Raw genomic sequence first — 22802 nt, 5'->3', positions numbered from 1 at the left:
AACGCTAAAAAGCGCTTTATCATGCAGGACAATCCCAAATCAACAGAACAATCCAATAATAAAGGACACCTTCTCGACCGCTACAGTGTACAACCGAAGCAGGAAGAAGATAAAAGTCCCTTCTATAAATCGGCAGCGCCCTCCATTTCCCTGCCCAAAGGCGGCGGCGCCTTAAAAGGAATCGACGAAAAATTTTCGGTGAATGCCGTCAATGGAACCGCAGGACTGGAGATCGCGCTGCCCCTAAGTCCCGGCAGGGGCGGCTTTACACCGGCTCTTAGCCTATCATATAACTCCGGCGGCGGCAACAGCGCCTTTGGCCTCGGCTGGGACCTATCCCTGCCCGCCATACAACGCAGAACCGACAAGCAATTACCGCTTTACAACGATGATGGCGAAAGCGATGTCTTCCTGCTTGCCGGCGCCGAAGACCTTATACCTTATACCTATGTAGAGAATGAGTTGCTCCCGGTATATCCATCCGCTTACCAGATCAAGCGGTACCGACCGCGTATCGAAGGCTTGTTTGCCCGTATCGAATACATCAGGAGGAAAGACAGTACCGAATCCTGGTGGCGTGTTACCACCAAAGACAATATCACTACCTATTACGGGCTGGATATCGAGGGGCGTATCAGTGACCCGGAATACCCGGGCCGGGTTTTTAAATGGCTGCCCCAGGTCACCCTCGATCATAAAGGCAATGTGCAATGGTTTCGCTACAAGAAGGAGAACAACCAAAACATCGCCGATGCCGTATTTGAACGCAACCGCAAAACCGCGGGCTTTGCACAGCAATACCTGAAAAGGATCCTGTATTGCAACCTGCAACCCTGGTTCACCACGGAAGCCGATACTTACGAACCCGCAATACCGGAAGAGACCACCTTCCTGATGAATGCGGAGTTCGACTATGGCGACCAGGCCGATAGGTATAACCCCTTATCGACTGTACCCTGGCCTTCGCGCAACGATGCCTTTTCCGACTTCCATGCGGGTTTCGAAATACGCACCTATCGCAAATGCAGGCGGGTATTGATGTACCACGCTTTCGACGAGCTGCTGGACCCAACCCGCCCGGTGGGCGAACTCGTCCGTTCGCTGGAGTTGAGTTATAAGAACGATGGCCTGGATACCGGCAGCTTACGCGAAGCCGATTATATTACCCAAGCGGGGCAAACCGGCTATGTATTTAAAAACGGGAACTGGCGCAGCAAATCGCTGCCGCCGATGACTTTCTATTACGAGCCCCTGCAATGGGATACCACCCTGCATACGGTAAGCAAAGAAGACTTCAGGCATGCCCCCCAGGGCCTTACCGGGCCTTACCAATGGACCGACTTCGAAGGCGAAGGCATTTCGGGTATCCTGACCGAACAGGGTAATGGCTGGTTCTATAAAAACAACCTGGGTGACGGACATTTCGCCACTGCTAAGAGCATCGCGCCCAAACCCAACTTTACTGGCCTGGGTAGCGGCAGCCTGCAATGGCAAGACCTCGATGCCGACGGGCGTCGCCAGGTAGTGAATACCGATCCCCTTAAGGGCTTCTGGGAACTCGAAGACTATAATCCCAGAGATCCCGATATGCCGCACTGGAAGCCCTTCCGGGCCTTTCCCCAAAATGCGAACATCGATTGGGACAACCCCTTCACCAAAATGATCGACCTCGACGGCGATGGCCGGCCGGAAGTACTGATCACCGAAGACCGCGCCTGGACCTGGTTTAAGAACGAAGGCAGCCAGGGCTTCAGCAACGGCGGGCATGCGCCGGTCTTTACCAACGAAGAAAAAGGCCCCATGTTACTGCTCCGTGATACCATCCAAAGCATCTTCCTGGCCGACATGAACGGCGACGGGCTTACCGACCTGGTCCGGATCAAAAACGGGGAGATCTGCTACTGGCCCAATATGGGTTATGGTCATTTCGGCGCCAGGGTAACCATGGCCAATGCACCTGTGTTTACAGGTACGGAGGTATACAACCCGCTCTACCTCAGCTTTGCAGACATCAGCGGCACCGGCGCAGCCGACCTTATCTATACCGATGGCCGTACCTGTAAGGCCTGGATCAATATGGCCGGTAATGGCTGGGGCGAAGCCGTCAGCTTTGGCTCCTTGCCCGGCACCGATCCTTACAGCAAGATTGCCGTACTCGACTTTCTCGGTAATGGTACGGGCTGCCTGGTATGGAGCAGCCCGCTGCCCGCGCATGCTACAGCACCACTCCGGTATATGGACCTGATGGGCGGTAAAAAACCGTACCTGATGCAGCGGTACACGAATGGTACGGGTAAAGCAGTAGCCGTAACCTACAAGAGTTCCACGCAATACTACCTGGAAGACAAGCTGGCCGGGCGTCCCTGGGCTACCCGCCTGCCTTTCCCCGTACACTGCATCAGCAGCGTTACGACCACAGACCAGGTAAGCGGAACAGAGTACCGGCAGTTGTACCGCTACCGCCATGGTTATTACGATCATGAAGAGCGCGAGTTCCGCGGTTTCGGGTATGTAGAAACAACCGATAGCGACAAAGCCATAAGCGGTCCGCAAACCCAACTGGACCAGCCTCCCGTATTGACCAAAACCTGGAACCATACCGGCGCCTGGAAACGCGAAGGCACTTTGTTGGACGAGTATAAAAAAGAGTTTTTCCATTTCGAGGGCTGGGATCAGCTTACCGATATCATTACGGTAGAAGCCAGCGACAATGCACAGGAAACGCGCGAAGCTTACCGGGCGCTTAAGGGACAGCCCCTGCGCCAGGAAGTATATGCCCTGGATGGCGCTGCACAGCAGGATATCCCCTATAGTGTAACCGCATCGGCTTATACCGTAAAGCGCATACAGAAACTGGGCAATAACCGCTATGCCTCTTTCTTAAGCTATCAGCAGCAAAGCGTAGCCTTCAGTTGCGAGCGCGATACCAGCGATCCGCGCCTGGCGCATAGTTTCACCCTGGCTACCGACTTATACGGCAATGTAACGCGGAGCGCGCAGATCGCTTATGCCCGCAAAACCTTTCCTGGCGGGCTGCCTGCCAAAGTAAGACAAGCCCAGGAACAGACAGCCATCACGTATAGCGAACAGGAATTTACCGGCGACGTTCCCTCCGGCGCCCTGTATTACCGCCTGCGCCAGCCTTGCGAAGCGAAGAGCTACGAAGCCCGGCTCGCAGCGCCACAGGCTGCCCTGTACACCTATAACGAGCTAAAAGTGCTGATGAGCGCCCAGGCCCTGGATTTCAGCGAACAACTTGTAACCGGTAGGATTCGCCTGCTGGGACATAACATCAGCCTGTTCTATAACGACCAGGCCAGCGCATCATTGCCTTTCGGCAGCCTGGAAGCGCGTTCCCTGCCCTATGAAAGTTATACCCAGGTACTCAGCAGTAAAATGCTGACAGTACCGCATCCCTACGCGGGCAAAGTACAACCGGCCATGCTTACCGAAGGCGGTTATGTAACACCCGCAGGACAAACAGGCTATTGGCTTCCCTCCGGGAAAGCAGTGTTCCAGGATGTGGACAACCGTTTTTATACCCCCCTGGTCTTTACCGATCCCTGGGGTAAAAATACCACCATCACGTACTGGACCAGTGGCAGCAATGCCTACTGGCTATTGCCTAAAAGCGTTACCGATGCCCTGGGCAATACCAGCGGCGTGCTCAGCTACGACTGGCGTACATTACAGCCGCTCGCCCTCAAAGATAGCAACGACAACGTAAGCGAGATCGCCTACGATGCCCTGGGTCTGCCTGTAGCCATGGCTACCAGGGGCAAGATCGTAAACGGGAACAGCGCCGATGGCGACGACCTGGGCGGCCTTGACATTGACAGTGCCGGTGATATCACCTTACAGCAACAGTTCTTCGATACCGCCGCTCCTGCAGCAGCGGCCGGCCTGCTGAAAAACGCCACCTGGCGCTGCGTGTACGATTTCAGCAAAACACCCGTTGCCGTGGGTATGATCGCCCGGCAGCAGCATGTGCGCAACCCGCTCGTATTGAGCGGCCAGGATACGGCGCCTATATTGCGTTTCAGCTATTCCGATGCACTCGGCAGGGTGATCATGCATAAGGCCCAATGCGCTGTGCAGTCCGACGGCAAAAGCTGGATCGGCAGCGGCCGTACCATTTACAACAACAAGGGCAATGCCGTAATGCAGTTCGAGCCGTATTTCAGCAATACCCATACCTGCGAAGCTGCAGAAGTGGCCGCAACCGTCGGTGTCAGTCCGAAGCTGTATTACGATCCGCTCAACCGGCTTTACCGTACCGAGTTGCCCGATGGCAGTTTTACCAAAACCACCTGGACCGCCTGGCAGCAAAGCATCTGGGACAATAACGATACCGTTATGGACAGTAGTTGGTATACGGCCAGGATCGACAACGCTATGGGCGATGAAGAAAAAGATGCCGCACGGAAAGCCGCGGTACAGTACGATACCCCTACCCTGGTGCATACCGATGTGCTGGCCCGGCCTTATTACACCATACAACACAACCGTTATCCCAATGCCACCGGAAACCCGGTGGATGAGCTGATCCACAGTTATGTGCAGCTCGATATACAAGGCAACCGGCTGGCGGTGATCGATGGCAACCATGCCAGCAACGACCTGGTTGTCAATAAGGCCATCCTGGAGTATAGTTATAATATGATACAGGGCGTGATCTACCAGGAGAGCCGCGACAGCGGCAGGCAATGGACGCTTACCGATGTGGCCGGGCAACCGCTCTACGCCTGGGATGCAGACGAAAGGCTGTTCCGTATGACTTATGACGACCTGCGCAGGCTGACCGGGAAATATGAAGACAGCAAGCTGTTCGAAAAAACCGTGTACGGCGAAAGTTATCCTTCCGGGGATCCCAAAAGCCTGAACCTGCGCAGTGCTTTGTACGAGTCCTACGATACCTCCGGCAAGCAGGCGATACCCGGCGGTTATGATTTTAAGGGCAACCCGCTGCAAACCACGCAGCGCCTGTTGTCCGACAAGATCATGACCAGTGTGAACTGGAGCGGCGCCGGGCCGGGCTTGTCTGCCGAAGTATTTACTGCCAGCACCCTTGTCGATGCCCTGGACCGGCCGGTACGCAGTACCGACCCGGGTAACAATATCCAGGAGTTTATCTACGACCGCGGCGGCGCTTTGCAACAGGTAAAGCTCAATGGAAGCGAGTACGTAAAAAATATTATTTACGATGCCAAAGGACAACGGTCTTCTATCCAGTACGGCAACAATACCGTAACGAAGTATAGCTACGATCCCATTACCTACCGCCTGCGCCGCCTGCTTACCACGGCCGATACCGGCATCAATAAACGCCAGGACCTGAACTACTGGTACGATCCGGTGGGCAATATCACGCGGGTAAAGGACGAGGTACCCGAGCCCTTGTTTTATAACAACAGTCTGATAGAGGCTGTGCAAGACTTTACTTACGATGCTATGTACCGCCTGGTAATCGCTACCGGCCGGGAGATGGTCGATACGCCTGTATTTACGACAGCCGACTTATGGAACAGTCCTGCTCCGGCGCCACTAGGCAGCAAAGCGGCCCGTAATTATACCCAGAAGTACAGCTATGATGCCGTGGGCAATATCACGAAATTGCAACACTGCGCCGGTACCGGCTGTTATACCCGTACCTATGCATATATGCCCGATACCAATCGATTAAAACAAACGGCGATCAGCAATGGTCCGACCTATATCAAATACGGGCATGATACCAGGGGCAATATGACCATGATGCCACACCTTACGATCATGGCATGGAACAGCCTTAACGAGCTGGCCAGTATTGCCAACAGCGATATGCAAACCTGGTACCAGTACAGCGGTGGACAGCGTATCCGTAAATTTGTCGATAAGGGCAATATTTTCGAGGAACGTATATACCTGGGAAATTTTGAAATATATCGTACATTTGACTCCTTCAGCTCTTTGACACCAACGCTGGAACGCAGCACCGTACATATCAGCGATGATACCGGCCGTATTGCCATGTTGGAAAAACGTAACCCGGCCTATGCTTCCGATGCTTCCGAGCCTGTACTGACGCGCTATATCTATAGCAACCACCTGCAAAGCGCGACCCTGGAGCTCGACGAAACCGCCAGGATTATTTCTTATGAAGAATACCATCCTTATGGTACCACAGCTTACCAGGCTTCCAACGGCGCCATTAAAGCAGTAGCCAAGCGGTATCACTATACGGGTAAGGAAAGAGATGAGGAAAGTGGTTTGTATTATCACGGGGCGCGTTACTACATTCCCTGGCTGGCACGATGGACGGCGAGTGATCCACTCGAAAGTAAGTATGCAGGTATGAGTAGTTATAATTACTCGTTCAATAACCCGGTGATGTGGAACGATCCGAGTGGGGCGGATCCAGGGGATGGAGACGATAAGAAAAGGCAACCTATTCGTGTAAGAGCCATAGATGAAAAAGGGAATGAAGTCCCTGCAGGTACAACTTTGCAATATGATGGTATACGTAAAGGGAAACAGAACCCACTAGTAGATATATTTTCTACAAGCCCAAGTATATCGACAGGAGATTCTGAAAAGGGAGATTTCGAAGCTCCAGCGGGTAAAATTTTCAGTATCACTTATAAATGGATAAAGTTTAAAGGACAGAAAGAAGGACATTATGAACTTTCAAATCAAGGATTTGAACCTATTAACAAACCTTTCTCAGAGGAACCTGTAAAAGAGGAAATACCGGAGCCTATCCAGGAAGAGACTACCAAACTAAGAGATCCAGGACCTGTCCCGCAGAAAACTACAAAGCAGAGAAATCCAGTACCTGTGGAAAAGAAAGTCGTAACTCAGAGGATAGAAAGAAAGAAAAATGTTATAACTCCAACTGTGATAACAAAGCAAACGAATCCCGTATTAGTGCCCGTAAGTCCAACAAAGCCCGTACCGACAGCCACCCCTAATCCCGATGATTTATGCTGGAAGTGTTTTATAGGTGTCACTAATGGTCACGTGCCACAAGAATCGAAAAAAATCGCTACTTGGTTGATTAACAATCCAGATTATAATCTCACCATCCGTGCTGATGGAATGATGTCAGGACATATGTTTGGCGGTGCATATAAATGGAACGAAAATCACTCTATGTTTGATGAAGAAACGGTATTACAACGACTTCAACGTAGATTTAATGTGATAGTTAGAGAAATAGTAAAAGCCGGAGGAGGAAAGATAAAACCAGACAGAATAAAGCTCGAGCCGCTAAATCCTGATGGCAGAAGACTTATCTATGGGCCCGTTATTCGTAAATAACTTACCTAATAAGTAAACAAAGTATCAAATTGCGAATAGATGAAGAACATTTCCGTTTCTTTATTTATTCGCAATTTGATTGCAGCCACTTTGCAATTTTCGCATCCCATTCTCTTTGTTTTTTATTATTGATAGGTTTGGTAGTTTCTTTGTCATAAAGGTCATGTATCCTGTTTTGCTCGTCAACAAAGTCATAAAATATTTTATTAATATCATTTTTCATAGTGGCTTTATTGAATTTATAATTTTTCAAAGCGAGATTGGCTCTTCTTGCACAAATTTCTGTGATATCAAAATGCCCCTGTTCATGCTTAAGTGTCGCAGAATCCATATATTCATTCTTTACCCAAGATTTATTTTTATAAAATACGGCAATAATAACTACGCTAATTGTTGTATCGGAACTGTATGTTGATTTTGTAATAAAACCAGATGAAGTTCCAGCCATGCCTGTAGATGTACTATCAGGCATACACTTAAAATCGTCCCAGGTCAACTTTCTGCATTTATTCCAATGCAGGGTGTCATTACTAACATATTTTGATTGTACTGATCCTGTCTTTTTCTGCTGTGTTACTGCAGAAAAAAAACAAAAGACAAACAATACAGAAAAAACAATTTTCATATTAGATTTTAGATCAGGCTACAAACAAATGCCATAGAATCCAAAGTTAAGCAAAGATTTGCCATTAGGAGATTTGCTATTTTCACCTCAGTTCGATATAGCGTCAAAGGATTGGGCTGAATTGTTTGACAATTTTGTTTCCACAGGAAAAAACTTGATTCTAAGAAGTGAGGGAGTACTGTTTCTATTTAAATCAAGAGAGGTAAGCAAAGAAATTCATAGAGTATCAAATTCAATATCCATGTACTATTCTAATAGATATAGAAAATTCTTAAAGAATACGTATAGGCTAGCAAGTTCCTATCAGACATTAAGAATAATTTCAACTTACTTTATAAAAAACAAACGTTATGAGATATCTTCTGTCTATTTTTTTTTGCATATGTTCAACTAAGCTTTTCGCTCAGTTGAATTTTGTGAAAATAGATCAAATTTTGGAAAAAGATTCTACCATTAATTTATATCGAGTATCCCACTTCATTAAAGGAAATTTCTTAAAAAAAGAAAAAGGAACTATAGTATATGACTTACTAGGAGAACATTACACAAAACAATTTACTGATACTACAGGAGTCAGTAAAGTTTTGGTACTTTTTTTTGATAAAAATGATAATCTCCTATTTGAATTCCACAAACGATACGATAATTTTGAATTAGGAAATTTGAAATTTGCAAATCCTTTTTCATATCCACCCGGACAAATAGCTTCACTAACTGAAGTTGCTGGTCTAGCAGTTAGAGATACGCAGACCAAATATACTTTTTTTGTGTTTGTTTCAAAAAATGGCGTTTCGTTCCCGGTGAATATCAGGAAAAGCGGTTCCAAAAACCTACAACCAAAATTGGATATCCACAGTATTCTAAAGAACGACATAGAATCGATATATCTCTTCGATTCTAAATTTAGCATAATCGGGATTCTAAAATTTTCCCAGAATTCAATAACTGTTACGGCAATTAAAAAGGAAGTAAAAAGTTTAAAAATGGAATGCGGCTTAGAATGCATCAAAAAAATTGATTTATCTCAGATAATCGACATTGTTAAAACCGCAGAAGAGAATGGCGAAATTACTAGTGACTTTAGAATCAGACCTGGATGGCTAGTCGATACAGACGATTAGATAAGCGTTGCAAGTGGGACTTGAATATGTCTTCCCTTGCTAGCACTCGAATAACTTCAAGAGTGGCTGGCGAGTGGCTGGCGCGCGAACCCTTTCGTGTGCCTGTCTACAACAACCGATGCCTTAGGGTATCGGTTGTTTTCATTACAACCATTATAGGCTTGAAAAATCGTAACTTCCCGCAACATAACTACCCCATGCCAAACAGACGAGATTCATCATTTACCACAGTAGGTTGAAGTACAGAAGCCCCTAAATCAATATGAACAAAAAAATTTTTGATCTTTTAAGAGAAAGCGCTTGGTACGAAGGAAGAGAAAAGGACATCGCATATCTTTATGATGAACTTAGCTCTAATAACCTATCAAAGCCTAATGAAATTGTTTTCAAATTTCTAGCCGAGTTTAATAATGTGTTCATAAAGCACACAACCTTGGACAATCGCTTTATTGAAGTCCATTTTGATCTAGAGGGAGCTATAGAAATAACACATTTGGAGTTACTCGCCAAGATTGAAAAAGTAATTACTGAAAATCTAGTGCCAATAGGATATATTGGAGACTATGAAGCCTCTCTTTTAATGTCCTACTCAGGAAGAGTTTACATGATGCTGGAAGATGAAGGATTCTTTGAACTCGGCCAAAATTGGGAAGATGCTTTGGAAACAATTTTAGAGCAAAAGGAATTTAAAAATATTTTTTCATTTAGATAAGGTTGATTTAAATAACATTCCTAGCTAGCACACGAACAACTTCAGGAGTGGCTGGCGCACGAACCCTTTCGTGTGCCCTTATACAAGAACAACCGATGTCCTAGGGTATCGGTTGTTTTCGTTAGTACCATTAAGCTTGAAAAATCGTAATTTTCACAACCTGGTTATAGGTCTTAGCATAAGACAGTTAAAGTAACGCAGTGCTCTAAATTACGCAGGCAGTAAGAGTAGGATCGATGTGATGTAATAGGCTAACTCCATAAGTTAAGCTATGTCATACATACACATGCCATTGTGAGTTAAGCAGCACACGAAAGGATTATCTTCGATGAGGATGTTCGTGCGCCAGCAAGGGAATTACTTGATTAATGAATCAGGAAGAATGAAACTTTTTTTAACGCTAAAATTGAATAAACGATGGAATACACAGGTTTTATAAAAGAATATGACTCGACGTTGTCAAATAAAAGTATTGATTATTTCTTCAACAGTTCCGATTTAAATATAGATATAGTCGATAAGGTTGTTAGCTACTTATCTCATGGAACAAGCATAGTATCTTGGATGCACATGATCTATGACTTATATTCTAATGAAATTATTGGTGAAGGACATGGTGTTGACACAGATGGAGTTTGGTTTTGGCCTTCATATCTACCTTATTACTTAAGGAAATACCCTGATTTTTTAATAGAAAATAAGTTTTTAGACTACCTAATTCAGAAAAATTTCAGTATCGACTGGAATGATAAATCCATAGATATAGGTAAAATGGAAAATGAATTATTTCCAAGGTTGGGCAATGTGGTAAAATAGGTGGTATTCGAGATGGCGTATACCTCGTGAGCTCTGCTGCTGCGAAGTGCGTCAGCAGAGTATTCCGATACAACTACCATTTACATTGACAAATGCATAAAATAATGGAAGAATTAATTAAAATTGCCAGAGCCAACTATAGATCTGTTGACACTATCGATATAGACGTCTTAAGTAAAATGAAGCAGGAAAATGCATCTTTGATAACCATGCTAAAAGTCCTTGGCAGCTTGGGATTTAGCTTAAAAGATGCGCAAATCATAGCTAGCCGATCTGTTTACTACGGCGACAGTTACGCAAATGCAGCGAGTTTTACGGAAAGCCTCTTTGAGCTCTTGAATAGAATTGATAACAAGAGTTAATAAGCCAGGTCCGTTCAGCAACAGAGCGCGGCTCATCCGCAGCAAAATACTATTTTATAAAAACGGTCGTTGAGCGGTACACAAACAAAACCCAATCATGATTAGAAATGACTTTTATTCCGGCTTTGAAGGAGAACCCATGATCACGTTCGTTTTTAAGTCCTCTCCTCTAGAAAAAATCGATATGTGGACAGGTTATTTTGATCGTCTCATAGATTTGGGTGAACCTGATGAACATGGCTGTTGGCAAGGCTTAGCTTTATACTACCATACCGACACAGGCTGGTACGATGAAGCAGAATGGCAGATCCCGGATATTCCGCAAATTATTGCCGAATTTGACTCTCTGGATACTTCAGCCTGCGATAATGCAATTATCGAAGAACTTCGAACTGCAATTCTAAATTTTCTTAAGAAAGCGCACGAAAGAAATAAACCAGTTCTTATCCGGTATGAGTAACCTGCTTTAGCAATACCCGACATTACCCAAGCATTACCAAAATACCGGACCATAAACAACCCACAATGGTGACAATATACCTATACCCGTAAACCCGGTCAATTTAAACAAAAGGTGTATGATAAAGAAACAGGAAGACTTATCAAAGTATAGCAACACTGAACTTAATATCTACAATATAGGCTGGTTAGATGCGACAAGCAGTTTCGCAAGTCATAATACCAGCAACAATAGCAGTAATGACATTGTAGAGCAACTGACATACATCTTAAAAAGGGAAAGGGTAAACCTGACCCGGGGCATAGATACCTGTCCGTTATGCCCCGAAAAAAACAGGAAAATATACCTGAACCGGGATGACAAAGAACACCTGCTGGGAATTTCAGAGTTATGGATTCCCAACGACGATGAAACAAAAGTTTTTGCCGCACCCGATTTAATCATTCATTATATAAATGATCATGGTTACGTTCCACCGCGGGTATTTGTGGATTGCGTATTTAACTTTGACTTGAATACCAATTGGTCTGGGGCAAACATGTATGAAAGATTCATAGCGGAAAAATACCGGCAATAATTACCCTTACGATAATTGGCGTAATCCAGGTAAAAGGGTCTGCCTCGTATAAAATGTCATTGTTCGCTATGAAGCCCCGGCTACGCAAGCACCCCATGCTAACGCACGAATAACTTCAGGAGCAGCCGGCACGAAGACGTTACAAAAAAATTCCGCCCTTTTCAATTAAAGACAATCATGTAAACCGATAAAAAAAGAATCTCCATCCCATATAAAGAGAACAACGATGCGGCTATTTTAATCATATTAAAAGCCATTTACAGTTACAGCGATTTGAAATTTGAATTAATTGGAAACTTACGTGATGGATTTCATAGTAAAAATGATATTTATTGTGATGTTGTATCAGACCATTGGGATGATCTTTTATTTATCCTGGAAAATAAGGGCGTAGTTTTTCAAGTTAAGGATTGTCTTTAAGCTCGGGGTTGGATAAACCTTGGCTACAATGAGTATGTTCGTGCACCGGCAAGTATTAATTTGCCTCTATGAACAATCAGACAGTTTTCATTTAAACAACAGAATAAGTAGTACAAATAAAATAAATTCCAATAGCGTGAAAAACATCCTAGATATGATTAAGTCATCCTTTAATAGTGGGACATTGGATGGCATTGAATCTTACACAATGGCAAATACAAATCAATTTTACAATGAGATCGATGATTGTTTCGGCATGGTCGATAATCCGGAAAAGCGCAGTGATGGCATTGATGGAATCTATCTCTTAGTAAACGCTATAAGTATTGACAACGAACTTACGGAAAGTACATTAGACAGACTTTTCAAGTATTACATTGAAAATTTCAGCAACTTATTAAGTTCCGCAAACTGGCACTTTTTCAATATTTCACTGGATCTTTTCGGCACCAAAATAGATGTCTTTAAACGAAACGAAAAATTGATTGATCTTTTCGTTGATAACTCCATGCTCTTGTTAGCTTTCCCTAGCCTTGGAGTTGGCACAGACTTTGACATTGCAATCGACTACTTTTTGACGATGATCTTCAATGTCGAAGATTTAGATAAGTACAAAACAAAATTGCTACAATATGCAGATGATCATCCGGAAAATCCCTATGCTGAAGACATCTATGAGGCGGCAAGATAAAGAACACAGCTCCCCCGCTGCGCACGAGCAGAAACATTGCTTCTGGGCCACCTTTCGCTCCCACGTCTACAGTTACAACTTTTACTAATTATAACTAACTTTAAAGGGAGAACTTTAAATCTCACAACTACAATGGAAATGATAGTTGCCTGTCTGATCGCAGCAGTGTTGCTCGCAGGCGGCATGTACAGCCTCAATATTTTTAATTTCAGAACGCGATCAGGACTTGATAAAAGCGGCACAAATCGCTATAAATTCCGTCCAAATTGCCTGCACGACTGCTTTCAGATAACAGACGAAAAGGGTCGGATTCTCCTTTCGTTCACAATACAGACTTTAGAAAGTATCCTACTTATTAAGACAGATGGCCTGACGGTAGATACGATTCATATACAATTTAAAAATGAAGGCCAGGAGCCCATCACCTTATCTGAAGATGAAATCGACACCACGGAACTTTATGATCAATTGAAACTTTTTCTAAAAAAAGAAGACCTGTTTATCGAAGCCATGAAAATACTGGAAAACGATATGGTAGTATTGTGGCAAAGGCCCGGACGAAGCGGCGTGGCGCAGCCGGACCTGTAGATGTGCAAAGTAATCTTTCTTTAGCACCGGCTTATGTTATTCATAAAAACCAATAAACAAAAGGTACATTGATATAGAGCATAAACATCAGCCCTACCCTGGCATCCAACCCTACTCAGGCGTGTTAAACCCAAGCATCTAAAATTACTAATGCACAATTTCGTTCCTATATCCCATTACATCTGTCGTTACTTTCTTTTATACGTTCTTCAACCGTAATTTCCGAAACAAAATAACCGGCGCTGACATGAAAATTGAGAATCCGGCCATTGAACTCAAGCCAGTACAAAAGACTATCTTCAATAAATATTCTTCTGCGTTGGCAGCGGACCAGATTATCGGTCCCGGTATTCTTTAAAAAAATCCACTGTATTTAAATTCAATTAATAATGAAGAAAAGGCTTATCATTCCTTATGAGGAAAATAAAAACTCATCAATTTTGATTGCGCTCAGTAAAATAAGAGTACATAGTGATATGAGATTTGAGGAAATTGGAATTTGGGGGGAGCTATTTCATAATAAAAAGGATATCTATTATGACATCCCAGTTGATAAGCTTGATTTGCTTTTGAGCTCATTAAACCTAAGTGGATTTACATACAACATAATTGAAGTTCCCGATTTAGGATAATGATATTTCAACAGCACATTGATAAAACATAACTGCCTTGCCAGCACACGACAAACTCAGAAACGACTGGCATACGAACAGGATAATTTAATGAACTAAAAAGCCGGTCACTTATGGAAGAACAAAACAATAATCCTGCCTGGGTTGCATTTCATCAACTGAGAAATACTTTTTTTAATTCCGTGAATCAGTTGCGCACAAATGCTGCGTGGGAAGAGCTGATCCAGCAAGCATTTGCGCATCCCTTAGACACAGCCAATGCGCTGCTTTTACTGGAAACACAACTTGATTATGGAGATTCCTGTTTAGCCAAAAAATTCAGTGCGGAATTGATAAAAATAGCAATAGTGGGTAGTATCACAAATATTGTTTTAGCAAGACGTGTTCTTTCGAAAATGAATAATACGCCCTGGGAAGTACCACCAGCAACAACGATTGACCGTATTATTAGTCAGCATACCGCCACCGAGGATGAAGAATGGTTGTACCGGAGGGGTATCGAATTAGCCAATGTATTAAACCTGGCATCTCTTAAGCGACATCTTATTACCCAATGTAAAAATTCAGGGAACGAAAACCTGCTGGATTTAGCAGAGGACTGGTAGTATACGCGCTACTATCCATGTTTTTGCTACCCGGTCAAAATTCATAAAGCTGTATGCAGGAAAACAAACATATAGTCCGCGTCCTATCCCTGTTCCGTTCCGGGAAGGAAGGCCTCAAAATCGCGACCTTACAATTCCCCGCGGCGATCATACCTGCGATTGGAATGATCCTAAAAGACGTCAGGGGTACGGCGTACACCCTATCCGGTATTGTATTTGAACGCCACTTGGATAGCATATGGGATTGTCAACTAGAAGACAGCTGCGACAACCTGGTTCCGGAGTCGGAACTTTACCTTGTGTCATAAAGATATTGCTACGGCGAGCGTCCGCTATCACTTAACATAGCCAGGCAACGAAGCTTCTACAGGAAAACATTAGTTTTACAGGAAGGTCGCCGCCGAACAATATGCAGAACATGGCCGGGCCCGGCTCCGGCTTAAACATGCTTTTATGAAAAGAATAATTGATGAAATTCGAACCGACAAGATCCGGCTTTATACCGTTTCTGACGCGTACATTCTTCGTTGTTCCGATCAAAAAAAGGAAATTAATGAAAGGCTCGACCGTTATTTGAATGCATCTACCTATATCTCGATCCTGCTTGACACGGCAAAAGATTTATTCAGCGACAAACAGATAACAAGTGGAGAAACCTGGATCTCAGACGGGGCCTGGATCTGGAGCGCTGATCTCTTACACTACTACAAACACTATAATTTTCAATGGCCCGAAAATATGATCCATGCGATTAAAGATCGGGATTACTTTGTTCCGGTGCTTACCGATGACCAGCTGTTAAAACTTGAATGCATCACCTTCGACATTAAGCGATCTGTTTTTAAGGAGTCATGGCACAGCAGTAACGAAATCGTAAACCAATCGCCGGTTCTGGCCTACGATATACATAACCTGTAGCTCATTATACCCGGAACTTCTAGCCCTTCGTTGCCTTATTAAATGATCAACACTAACGCCACTAAACATGAACGAACAAGTTATCGGGAGTATAAATGCGCTCTTGCAACGCCATCAATGGTGCGATTTCGAAATTATCGAAATGAAAGAGGATTTACGCGTTGGCGCGCGTACCAGCTTCAACCCGGATTATGACTTTACGATCGTGTTTAAGAGCGTATTTTTCGTTCAATGTCTTTCGAAGTGGAAAACGGATACTTCCGTTCAGGCTTTTTCTATACCAGAGACGGCAGAACGTAAGACCATCAATATACAGTACGGGATAGAACAAGGTTATACGCTTTTCAAAATCCAACCGGAAGACTTAAATGCGCCTATCTATATTAGTTCAAAGCATATCATTTTATATCAAGTAACACCTGCAGCGCAGCACAATTCAACATAAAAGCTTTACTTTAACAGACAATTACATTTCGCGGTACCGGGGGCAAAAAACCTGCCGGCATACATATACAGCGCCCTTCAAACCAGAACTATGCTCCATAAAAACGAACTATTGGATTACATCACCAGATGGTCCGCGCCCTACAGCCCGATATTTCCGTTAGAACTGGAGGAGAAGGACCTAGAAATGAAAACACTTGCACAAAGGATGACACCCGATGACTTCAAGGTATTTATAGATACCATGAACGAATTAACCATTGATAGTGACGAGCATTTTAATTTTATGGCGTTCGCCTTTTATTATATACAAACCAATGCCGATACCTTATACACGGAATTGACAAGTTTACTCAAAGAGAACGGACCTCAAAATATTATTGACTTGATCAGTTTCACCAAAAAACCTGAAGGATACACGGACCTGGTACAAAGAGTCCATTACAACCGCCTTGACAGGGAGACTAAGTTTTCATTTATAGATGCCTTTGATATACTGAAAAGTATCGGGGCTATACCTTTTCTGAACGACCTGAAGCAGCAGGAGACAGACGATGAATTATTACAAGAAATAGACCTGGTTATAGGTAACTTAAACAGGCAGCGATGAATAGTACTACTACAAGCGAGTCCATTGTAGGCAACAGGTTAGCCGCTATATATTTTAAATACGAAACAATGTACTACACCTGGAACAGTTTCCCGCTTTGGAGCATTTCACAATAAACCCGGAACATGTATTACCCCGATCTATCAAAATACGAGGAGACTTCGCTACCCATTTATACGATTGGTTGGCTTGATCAATATGAGTTCTTTCAACAGGGAGCAGTAAGTCCGTTTGTTGTTGAGAAAATAATTAAAACCTATTTACAGGAGCCGGTCAATTTAACGAGGGGCATATACCTATGTCCTTTCTGCAACCGCTATCTGCCAGCCCCCTGTTACATCTATATCAATGAAGACAAAAGCTCCATACTTGGTCATGCGGAAGTATGGATCCCTAATAAGGAGCGAACAAAAATCTATGCGGCGCCCGATTTAATCATCCATTATATTAAAGATCATAGCTACCTGCCACCACAGGAATTCATTGATGCTGTAAACGACTTTGACCTGGCCTCCGGCTGGTCGGGAGCAAGCAGGTATGAAGATTTCGCAAAAAGCTAAATACCGGTAAAATGGAGCCTGTGCATAATCTTCCAGAGGCTTTTAATACCGAACTGCCCGCCACAAATAAAACGTATACAGTTGCACATGAACTATTTTAATCATTACAGCCAAAAAGAAAATGAAATACACGGGCTTCATAAAGGAATATGACCCGCAGCTGTCACATATAAGTATCGATGATTTTTTCGGTAATGCCGAATTAAATAGTCAAAGGGTTGACGGGATTATTAATTACCTGTCTCATGGAATTTTAGAACAGTCACGCAACTAAAATATATCGAATCCGGGCGCCCCCCTTTCGTTTTGAAAAGTAGTGTAAATAATGCAGCACCTGTCCGGGTAAATAGGTACCGGTGCAACTAAGCCCGAAAAGCAATTAAGATCGAATAACATGAATACCCTGACCGGTTGCAAAATTGTTAGCGTTCAACGTATGTCTTTTATCTTGAACGAAGAATTACAATGTACCTGTATTGCCTTCTTGATCCAGACAGGCGACCATAAGTGGCATCAATTAACTTTAAGTGACGGCAAAGCCGGTATAACCAGCCAGGCAAAGACACCCGACGCCGAAGAGATCGGAGACAGCATATTCAGCTATCCGGTAACCTTCTTTTCAATCGACGAAATGTACACCCGAAGTAGCATCAACTCGGTTCAGGAGTATCTATGGCAGGGCAGAAAAGATGAGACTTGTGGCTTCTTAATCGGTTTTGAAAATGGTGCCGAGTTCAGCTTGATTGACCATGACGATTGCATGAAATTCCTGGACGGACTGGATCATCAACTACTCGAAAATTGTGTACTGTCTGATTTTGAGTAGTATCTTCGGGTTGCTGTATTACATACTGACACCGGGAATAAATCTCAGGCATGCGGCAAACCGGATATAGGACCTAATGAAATATCATCCGGGATCTGGATTCAAAATTACTTCTTCTTAAGGAGTTTGAATCATGGAGTAAAGAACGATCTAAGGAAACAGAAAGATTCAGGCTCCTGGTAACTTGATTGCCAGCGTTACGATATGGCATTCAATTTCATAATGACACGAAGACCATTATCACGAACAGATCATGAGTAAAACAATAGAAGCATGGCGGTTGATTGGCGAATACCCGGGCCTTACACGCACGATCCAGGTATTCGCCGACAAAATAATAGAAGTTGAATTTAACTTCATCGACTCCGATGAAATCGGCATCAGGTTTTGGAAACATTATACCGACGCTGCGGCGGAAAATAAAATACTCCAGGATTATTTTGCAAGCAGCATGCCCCGGGTACCCAAGGAAAGTATCACCAGGGCGTTAGAAAAAGCATCCTGGATTACGCTGGTCCAGGACACTATAGACGGGACAGTAAAGCTGCCGGATAAGGGGTACAAATATCATGGATCATTCCGCGAACTGGCCGACAACCTGGCTTATCTAAAGAAAAAATGGTAAAGTAAAAAACAGGAATGACATGCTCCCCTATTCGACCGCATGCCACTAAGAAACGGTATGTTTACTTTTAATAATCCTTATTCTTCCGAAAAAAACAAAAACGGCGTCATGTTTACCATCGACAACCACGAAATATGGGATCTCAAAAAAGCAATCGCGGAATTCATAACACCGCGACTGGTGGCTTTCAGGGCTTGCGTTGTAGCCGGCGAGATGACGTGCATTCCCACCTGGGTGGCCCCTGCCGGCGATAATATGGATGAAGTTCAACTCCGGCAAACCTGGGCGGATATCCTGGAAGAGATGATCAAGGGGTTTGAATACTATGCCGGGTATAAGTCCGGGGACACTTGGGAAGCCGTTGAACAACAAAAGCAAAAATCGCTGGCTTTGTTTTACCAGTATTATGACCACCTATGGGATTAAACTTTGTTTGTTATGAGTAGAAGCAAATTAACTGGCGGGATGCTAATATGCCTGTACATTATAGCAGTAACAGCATGCCGGAGTATGGATCGGCGACCGGCTTCGCTACCCTCCGGCACATATATCAGCGAGCTCAGGGGGCAGCCCTATATTCTGGTACTCGACACTATAAAAATGACTTATGTACAGGCCTGCAATATTGACGACAGCACCCGACTGCATAACAAAGGCACCTGGGAACTAAAAAAAGGCAAAATATGTTTTGAACACTGGAAGGACTTCGACAACCTGGACGGTAGAGGTTATAACTATTGTGAAGACTGCTGTGCAAGCTTTTCCAATGAGCGAATAAGTTTTTTTTCTGATCCGGACGAAGATGCTTACAGGGGTTTCAATCGGCTTAACTAATTTACAGGGACCGAAAAACGTAGCTATCCTTCCGGCTCAGACCTTATCACGGCAACAGTCGATATTCCGGGGCAGAGGGGGGCCATAAACCAAAACAGTTAAAAGCGCCAGTGTAATTATAAAACTTGCAATATGAAACTAACATTCAAATATAAAACCAGGGCTTCGACAAAATGGGAATATCAAAACCTTGCATTGGATGATTTTTTCGACCTCGAAGATGGAGCAGCAGCCCATATTAATTCCATACAAAAAAACTGGCATCTCGATGAATACATAAGCTTGGACAAAAAGGAGCTGATGTTCGTATATGTAAAACTCGAAGATGGCACCGAAACCCGGGAATACAAACAGACTTATTGGAATGAGGGCAAGAATATAGCAATCGAAAGAACCGACGAAGGTAATGAATACTACCGCGAACTCATCGTTTCGGTGCTTAACTCCCGGGAAGAAGAGGCAGCATCGCAGACCCTGAGACTAGTACTTAACCGGGAAAACATCGTTCCGGTATACCATGGCTTCTTTACCGATGAAGCAGACGGCATACAAACCGAAAGCAGGATAAACCTGGATGCGTTCAAAATACCGGATCAATAACTAGAATATCTATTGCTTCTGTAGCATAGTCAGCCTGCAATTCAACACCATATTAAGAAGGAATCATTGAGCCTGCACATCCTTTCCGGCCAATAAAACTTCAGAAGCAAATACGCAGCACATGAAAATACTATTTCTTACGACTGTAGCAATCCTTGGAGCTACCGCCTGTACCGCACAGCTTCGCCTGGATGAAGTGGAAGCCATCCTGGAAAAGGATACAGGCGTATCCATCATAGAAGTACCAGTACCGGTAGTTGAGATTAAGCGTAAGCGGTTACCGCAACTGTCCGCAATCAAAAACGATTATGGCATCCATTGGGTCGATTCATTTACCACAAATGATGCATCCAACAACATCCTGGTAATTAACGAGCCGAATGGCCGTGAGAACTTCCTGTTACGTTTTACAAAAAACAAAAGCAATTTCGATTTTGGATACCTGTACCGTTTCGAATTCCACAATAGCAGGCGTGATAAATCCGTCATGACCGCTTCTCCATACGAGGAACAGGGAATTGTCATCAGGGACAAATCAAGTAATTATACTTTTTTCGTACAGGTTTCCAGGCAGGAAAATACGGTGCAGACAGACGCTGTACCTGCAACGCCCAATAGCTTATTTAAGAACAGTATTTCCAGCATCTATCTTTTTAATGCGGACTTCAGTTTAACCTGTATATTTACTATCCACAAAAACAGTATTCGTATTAATGCACTTACGCCCCTCCCCAAAAAAATGGTGATTCCTGGCGACGATCAATTCCTACACAGCCTGGACCATCAAAAGCTCGTAGATTTGTGGAACAGATCTCAAGAAACAGGCGCCCAAGTGCCTGGATATAAAATTGATAAAGCCTGGGGCCTTGACCCTGGTTAGTATACCAGTCGTGTATGGCGTGGGGCATGAGCAATGACGGGGATATTAAACCAAAAGAACATGAGCTATATTGAACGCAATCCGGAGAAGTGTTTTGGTATGCCATCGTTACGCAATCGTCGCATAACCGTTTATGATTTAGTGATCATGCTGTTCCTGGAGCCAGAAAAAGAAGCTTACCTGGCGGACCTGCAGGTTAGTAAAGACCAGGCGATAGAGGCCTTGGAATACTGCAGTCAGCAGTTGTGCAAACAGGACAAGATTCATAACATTTCCCCATTCTGTGACGGCTGTATTTTAAGAACAGTTGCAGAGGGATACATTTTTGAAGAAGACTTGTATTACGAGGCTGAAGATAACAACGGGAAGAAATGCACCTTTTCCAAAGAGAGCCACCTGGAAATATTCGGAGGCAGTATGCAGGAATTTAAAGCAGAAGAGGAAGGCGCGGCAACCTGGATCATCGCACAATCATTGTTAACATCCGGTGCCATTAAATAAGAAGGTACCCGGAATAAGTCCTATCTCCCGGTAAAACTTACAAGTCCCCCTGAACGCACAAGAAAAATGAAAATAAATTCCATAAAGAAAACAGAGCTCGAAACTGTATTGTCCGCTCCATAAAGGATAAGCCAGAACTGAACGTGTAAGCGCGCATTGCATTGCTAGCCGGTATTCCGTCCTGCAATAATAAGGTTATCAAAAGGCTTTGCCTGTAAAAACCGTTGATCGATACGACATGAAAGATCTTCAGATAATCATCTCCTGTAACCAACAGGAAATGGGAGTGGCCGACTTTTTAGATATTAAAACGGGGCCTTCAAAAAATACATCACAGATCAGTTTTGAAAACTTCAGACCTAGCGGGGCGCTGGAATTAACGAGGCATAGTATCCAAAACATCGTGATAAAGTATAAGCAAAAAGTCCGGGACTATTTCGAAGTAAAATTGCTACAGGGCATCAGCTTTACCGATGATAACAGGCTATACCTTATCTGCGACTTTAATCCGGAACAACATCATTATGAACAGGACCTGATTAACCTGCTAAAGGCCTGGGATAACAATACGGGTAAGGGCTGGCAGGGCTTAAATACAAGGGACAAGAGGACCTGGCTCACGGGTTGCCTTTATTACAGCGGCATCCCCAGGGAAACCAAAAAAAACAGGACTTATATCATTGACGGCCTCCGCGTGGACAATGAATTGGATTTCTATTGTTTGCTGGGCGAAGTCTTTTTTGGTAGCCGGGGATATTTTGGACAGGGTATCGAAAGCTTCGAAGATTGCCTGTTGGAGATGAGACCGACAGAAGGTCATGGATCCAAAATCGTCTTTACATCAAGCCGCCGGATCAGGAGTGCACTAAACACCTATTACCCGGATGAATTTGACCGTGTATGTACTATTTTTAGAAAATTTGGATTTGATACCTTTATCACACATGATGATTAGGAATCGTATTATGTTAACTTCCTTTTATGCTGGATACATTCAAAAGTGTTCTTCCATATTCGCATACATACCATCGAACAACGGCAGCCCTACTTCAGATTATCCTTTGTAACCGGTTAAGGTAAGCAAGTCTGCAATAAC

At 44.0% G+C, this 22802-nt stretch carries 23 protein-coding genes; 22 read left to right on the top strand and 1 reads right to left on the bottom strand.

The window, feature by feature from the left end; translation table 11 throughout:
* The first annotated feature begins 21 nt into the window (after nt 1-21).
* Nucleotides 22-7299: a SpvB/TcaC N-terminal domain-containing protein gene (locus B0I18_RS07945; RefSeq protein WP_106522157.1), complete on the top strand. Its 7278-nt coding sequence runs from the start codon at nt 22-24 to the stop codon at nt 7297-7299.
* A gap of 64 nt (nt 7300-7363) precedes the next feature.
* Here B0I18_RS07945 and B0I18_RS07940 read toward each other — a convergent pair whose 3' ends face one another.
* Complete coding sequence (locus B0I18_RS07940; protein ID WP_106522156.1) at nt 7364-7924, bottom strand: DUF922 domain-containing protein; 561 nt, start codon at nt 7922-7924, stop codon at nt 7364-7366.
* Nucleotides 7925-8358: 434 nt separating this feature from the next.
* Here B0I18_RS07940 and B0I18_RS07935 point away from each other — a divergent pair, with 434 nt between their 5' ends.
* From B0I18_RS07935 to B0I18_RS07825, 21 genes are all read left to right on the top strand, one after another.
* Nucleotides 8359-9045, top strand: coding sequence for a hypothetical protein (locus B0I18_RS07935; RefSeq protein ID WP_146146695.1), 687 nt, complete (start codon nt 8359-8361; stop codon nt 9043-9045).
* Nucleotides 9046-9307: 262 nt separating this feature from the next.
* Nucleotides 9308-9757, top strand: coding sequence for an SUKH-3 domain-containing protein (locus B0I18_RS07930; protein WP_106522154.1), 450 nt, complete (start codon nt 9308-9310; stop codon nt 9755-9757).
* Between the two features lie 417 nt (nt 9758-10174).
* A complete protein-coding gene (locus B0I18_RS07925; protein WP_106522153.1) occupies nt 10175-10573 on the top strand; it encodes a hypothetical protein in 399 nt (132 codons plus the stop codon).
* A 104-nt stretch (nt 10574-10677) separates the two neighbouring features.
* Entirely contained in the window at nt 10678-10935 is a 258-nt protein-coding gene (locus B0I18_RS07920) for a hypothetical protein (RefSeq protein ID WP_146146694.1), read from the top strand.
* Nucleotides 10936-11032: 97 nt separating this feature from the next.
* Nucleotides 11033-11395 carry a hypothetical protein gene (locus B0I18_RS07915; RefSeq protein WP_106522151.1) on the top strand — a complete coding sequence of 121 codons (363 nt, stop codon included), beginning with the start codon at nt 11033-11035 and terminating at the stop codon, nt 11393-11395.
* Nucleotides 11396-11513: 118 nt separating this feature from the next.
* The gene (locus B0I18_RS07910; protein ID WP_106522150.1) at nt 11514-11972 is read left to right on the top strand and encodes a DUF7919 family protein; all 459 of its coding nucleotides are present in this window, start codon (nt 11514-11516) and stop codon (nt 11970-11972) included.
* A 574-nt stretch (nt 11973-12546) separates the two neighbouring features.
* Nucleotides 12547-13083 carry a hypothetical protein gene (locus B0I18_RS07905; RefSeq protein WP_106522149.1) on the top strand — a complete coding sequence of 179 codons (537 nt, stop codon included), beginning with the start codon at nt 12547-12549 and terminating at the stop codon, nt 13081-13083.
* Nucleotides 13084-13215: 132 nt separating this feature from the next.
* Nucleotides 13216-13671, top strand: a complete 456-nt coding sequence (locus tag B0I18_RS07900; protein WP_106522148.1) for a hypothetical protein — start codon at nt 13216-13218, stop codon at nt 13669-13671.
* 389 nt (nt 13672-14060) lie between these two features.
* On the top strand, nt 14061-14303 hold the full coding sequence (locus B0I18_RS07895) for a hypothetical protein (protein WP_106522147.1): 243 nt from the start codon (nt 14061-14063) through the stop codon (nt 14301-14303).
* Nucleotides 14304-14416: 113 nt separating this feature from the next.
* Nucleotides 14417-14908 carry a hypothetical protein gene (locus B0I18_RS07890; protein WP_106522146.1) on the top strand — a complete coding sequence of 164 codons (492 nt, stop codon included), beginning with the start codon at nt 14417-14419 and terminating at the stop codon, nt 14906-14908.
* Nucleotides 14909-15361: 453 nt separating this feature from the next.
* A complete protein-coding gene (locus B0I18_RS07880; RefSeq protein ID WP_106522144.1) occupies nt 15362-15826 on the top strand; it encodes a hypothetical protein in 465 nt (154 codons plus the stop codon).
* 67 nt (nt 15827-15893) lie between these two features.
* The gene (locus B0I18_RS07875) at nt 15894-16271 is read left to right on the top strand and encodes a hypothetical protein (RefSeq protein WP_106522143.1); all 378 of its coding nucleotides are present in this window, start codon (nt 15894-15896) and stop codon (nt 16269-16271) included.
* A 90-nt stretch (nt 16272-16361) separates the two neighbouring features.
* On the top strand, nt 16362-16880 hold the full coding sequence (locus tag B0I18_RS07870) for a hypothetical protein (RefSeq protein ID WP_106522142.1): 519 nt from the start codon (nt 16362-16364) through the stop codon (nt 16878-16880).
* Between the two features lie 125 nt (nt 16881-17005).
* Nucleotides 17006-17440 (top strand): DUF7919 family protein, encoded by a 435-nt coding sequence (locus B0I18_RS07865; protein ID WP_106522141.1) that lies wholly within the window; start codon nt 17006-17008, stop codon nt 17438-17440.
* A 394-nt stretch (nt 17441-17834) separates the two neighbouring features.
* Nucleotides 17835-18266, top strand: coding sequence for a hypothetical protein (locus B0I18_RS07860; RefSeq protein ID WP_146146693.1), 432 nt, complete (start codon nt 17835-17837; stop codon nt 18264-18266).
* A 253-nt stretch (nt 18267-18519) separates the two neighbouring features.
* Nucleotides 18520-18891, top strand: a complete 372-nt coding sequence (locus tag B0I18_RS07855; RefSeq protein ID WP_146146692.1) for a hypothetical protein — start codon at nt 18520-18522, stop codon at nt 18889-18891.
* 39 nt (nt 18892-18930) lie between these two features.
* Entirely contained in the window at nt 18931-19317 is a 387-nt protein-coding gene (locus tag B0I18_RS07850; RefSeq protein ID WP_181358378.1) for a hypothetical protein, read from the top strand.
* A gap of 540 nt (nt 19318-19857) precedes the next feature.
* A complete protein-coding gene (locus B0I18_RS07840; RefSeq protein WP_106522136.1) occupies nt 19858-20325 on the top strand; it encodes a hypothetical protein in 468 nt (155 codons plus the stop codon).
* 121 nt (nt 20326-20446) lie between these two features.
* Nucleotides 20447-21205 carry a hypothetical protein gene (locus tag B0I18_RS07835; RefSeq protein WP_106522135.1) on the top strand — a complete coding sequence of 253 codons (759 nt, stop codon included), beginning with the start codon at nt 20447-20449 and terminating at the stop codon, nt 21203-21205.
* A 60-nt stretch (nt 21206-21265) separates the two neighbouring features.
* Nucleotides 21266-21706 carry a DUF433 domain-containing protein gene (locus B0I18_RS07830; protein WP_181358377.1) on the top strand — a complete coding sequence of 147 codons (441 nt, stop codon included), beginning with the start codon at nt 21266-21268 and terminating at the stop codon, nt 21704-21706.
* Nucleotides 21707-21914: 208 nt separating this feature from the next.
* On the top strand, nt 21915-22661 hold the full coding sequence (locus B0I18_RS07825; protein ID WP_146146690.1) for a barstar family protein: 747 nt from the start codon (nt 21915-21917) through the stop codon (nt 22659-22661).
* Nucleotides 22662-22802 lie beyond the last annotated feature (141 nt).

This window comes from Taibaiella chishuiensis (assembly GCF_003014535.1).
Lineage (GTDB): Bacteria > Bacteroidota > Bacteroidia > Chitinophagales > Chitinophagaceae > Taibaiella > Taibaiella chishuiensis.
This window is presented reverse-complemented; position numbering and strand designations above follow the sequence as displayed.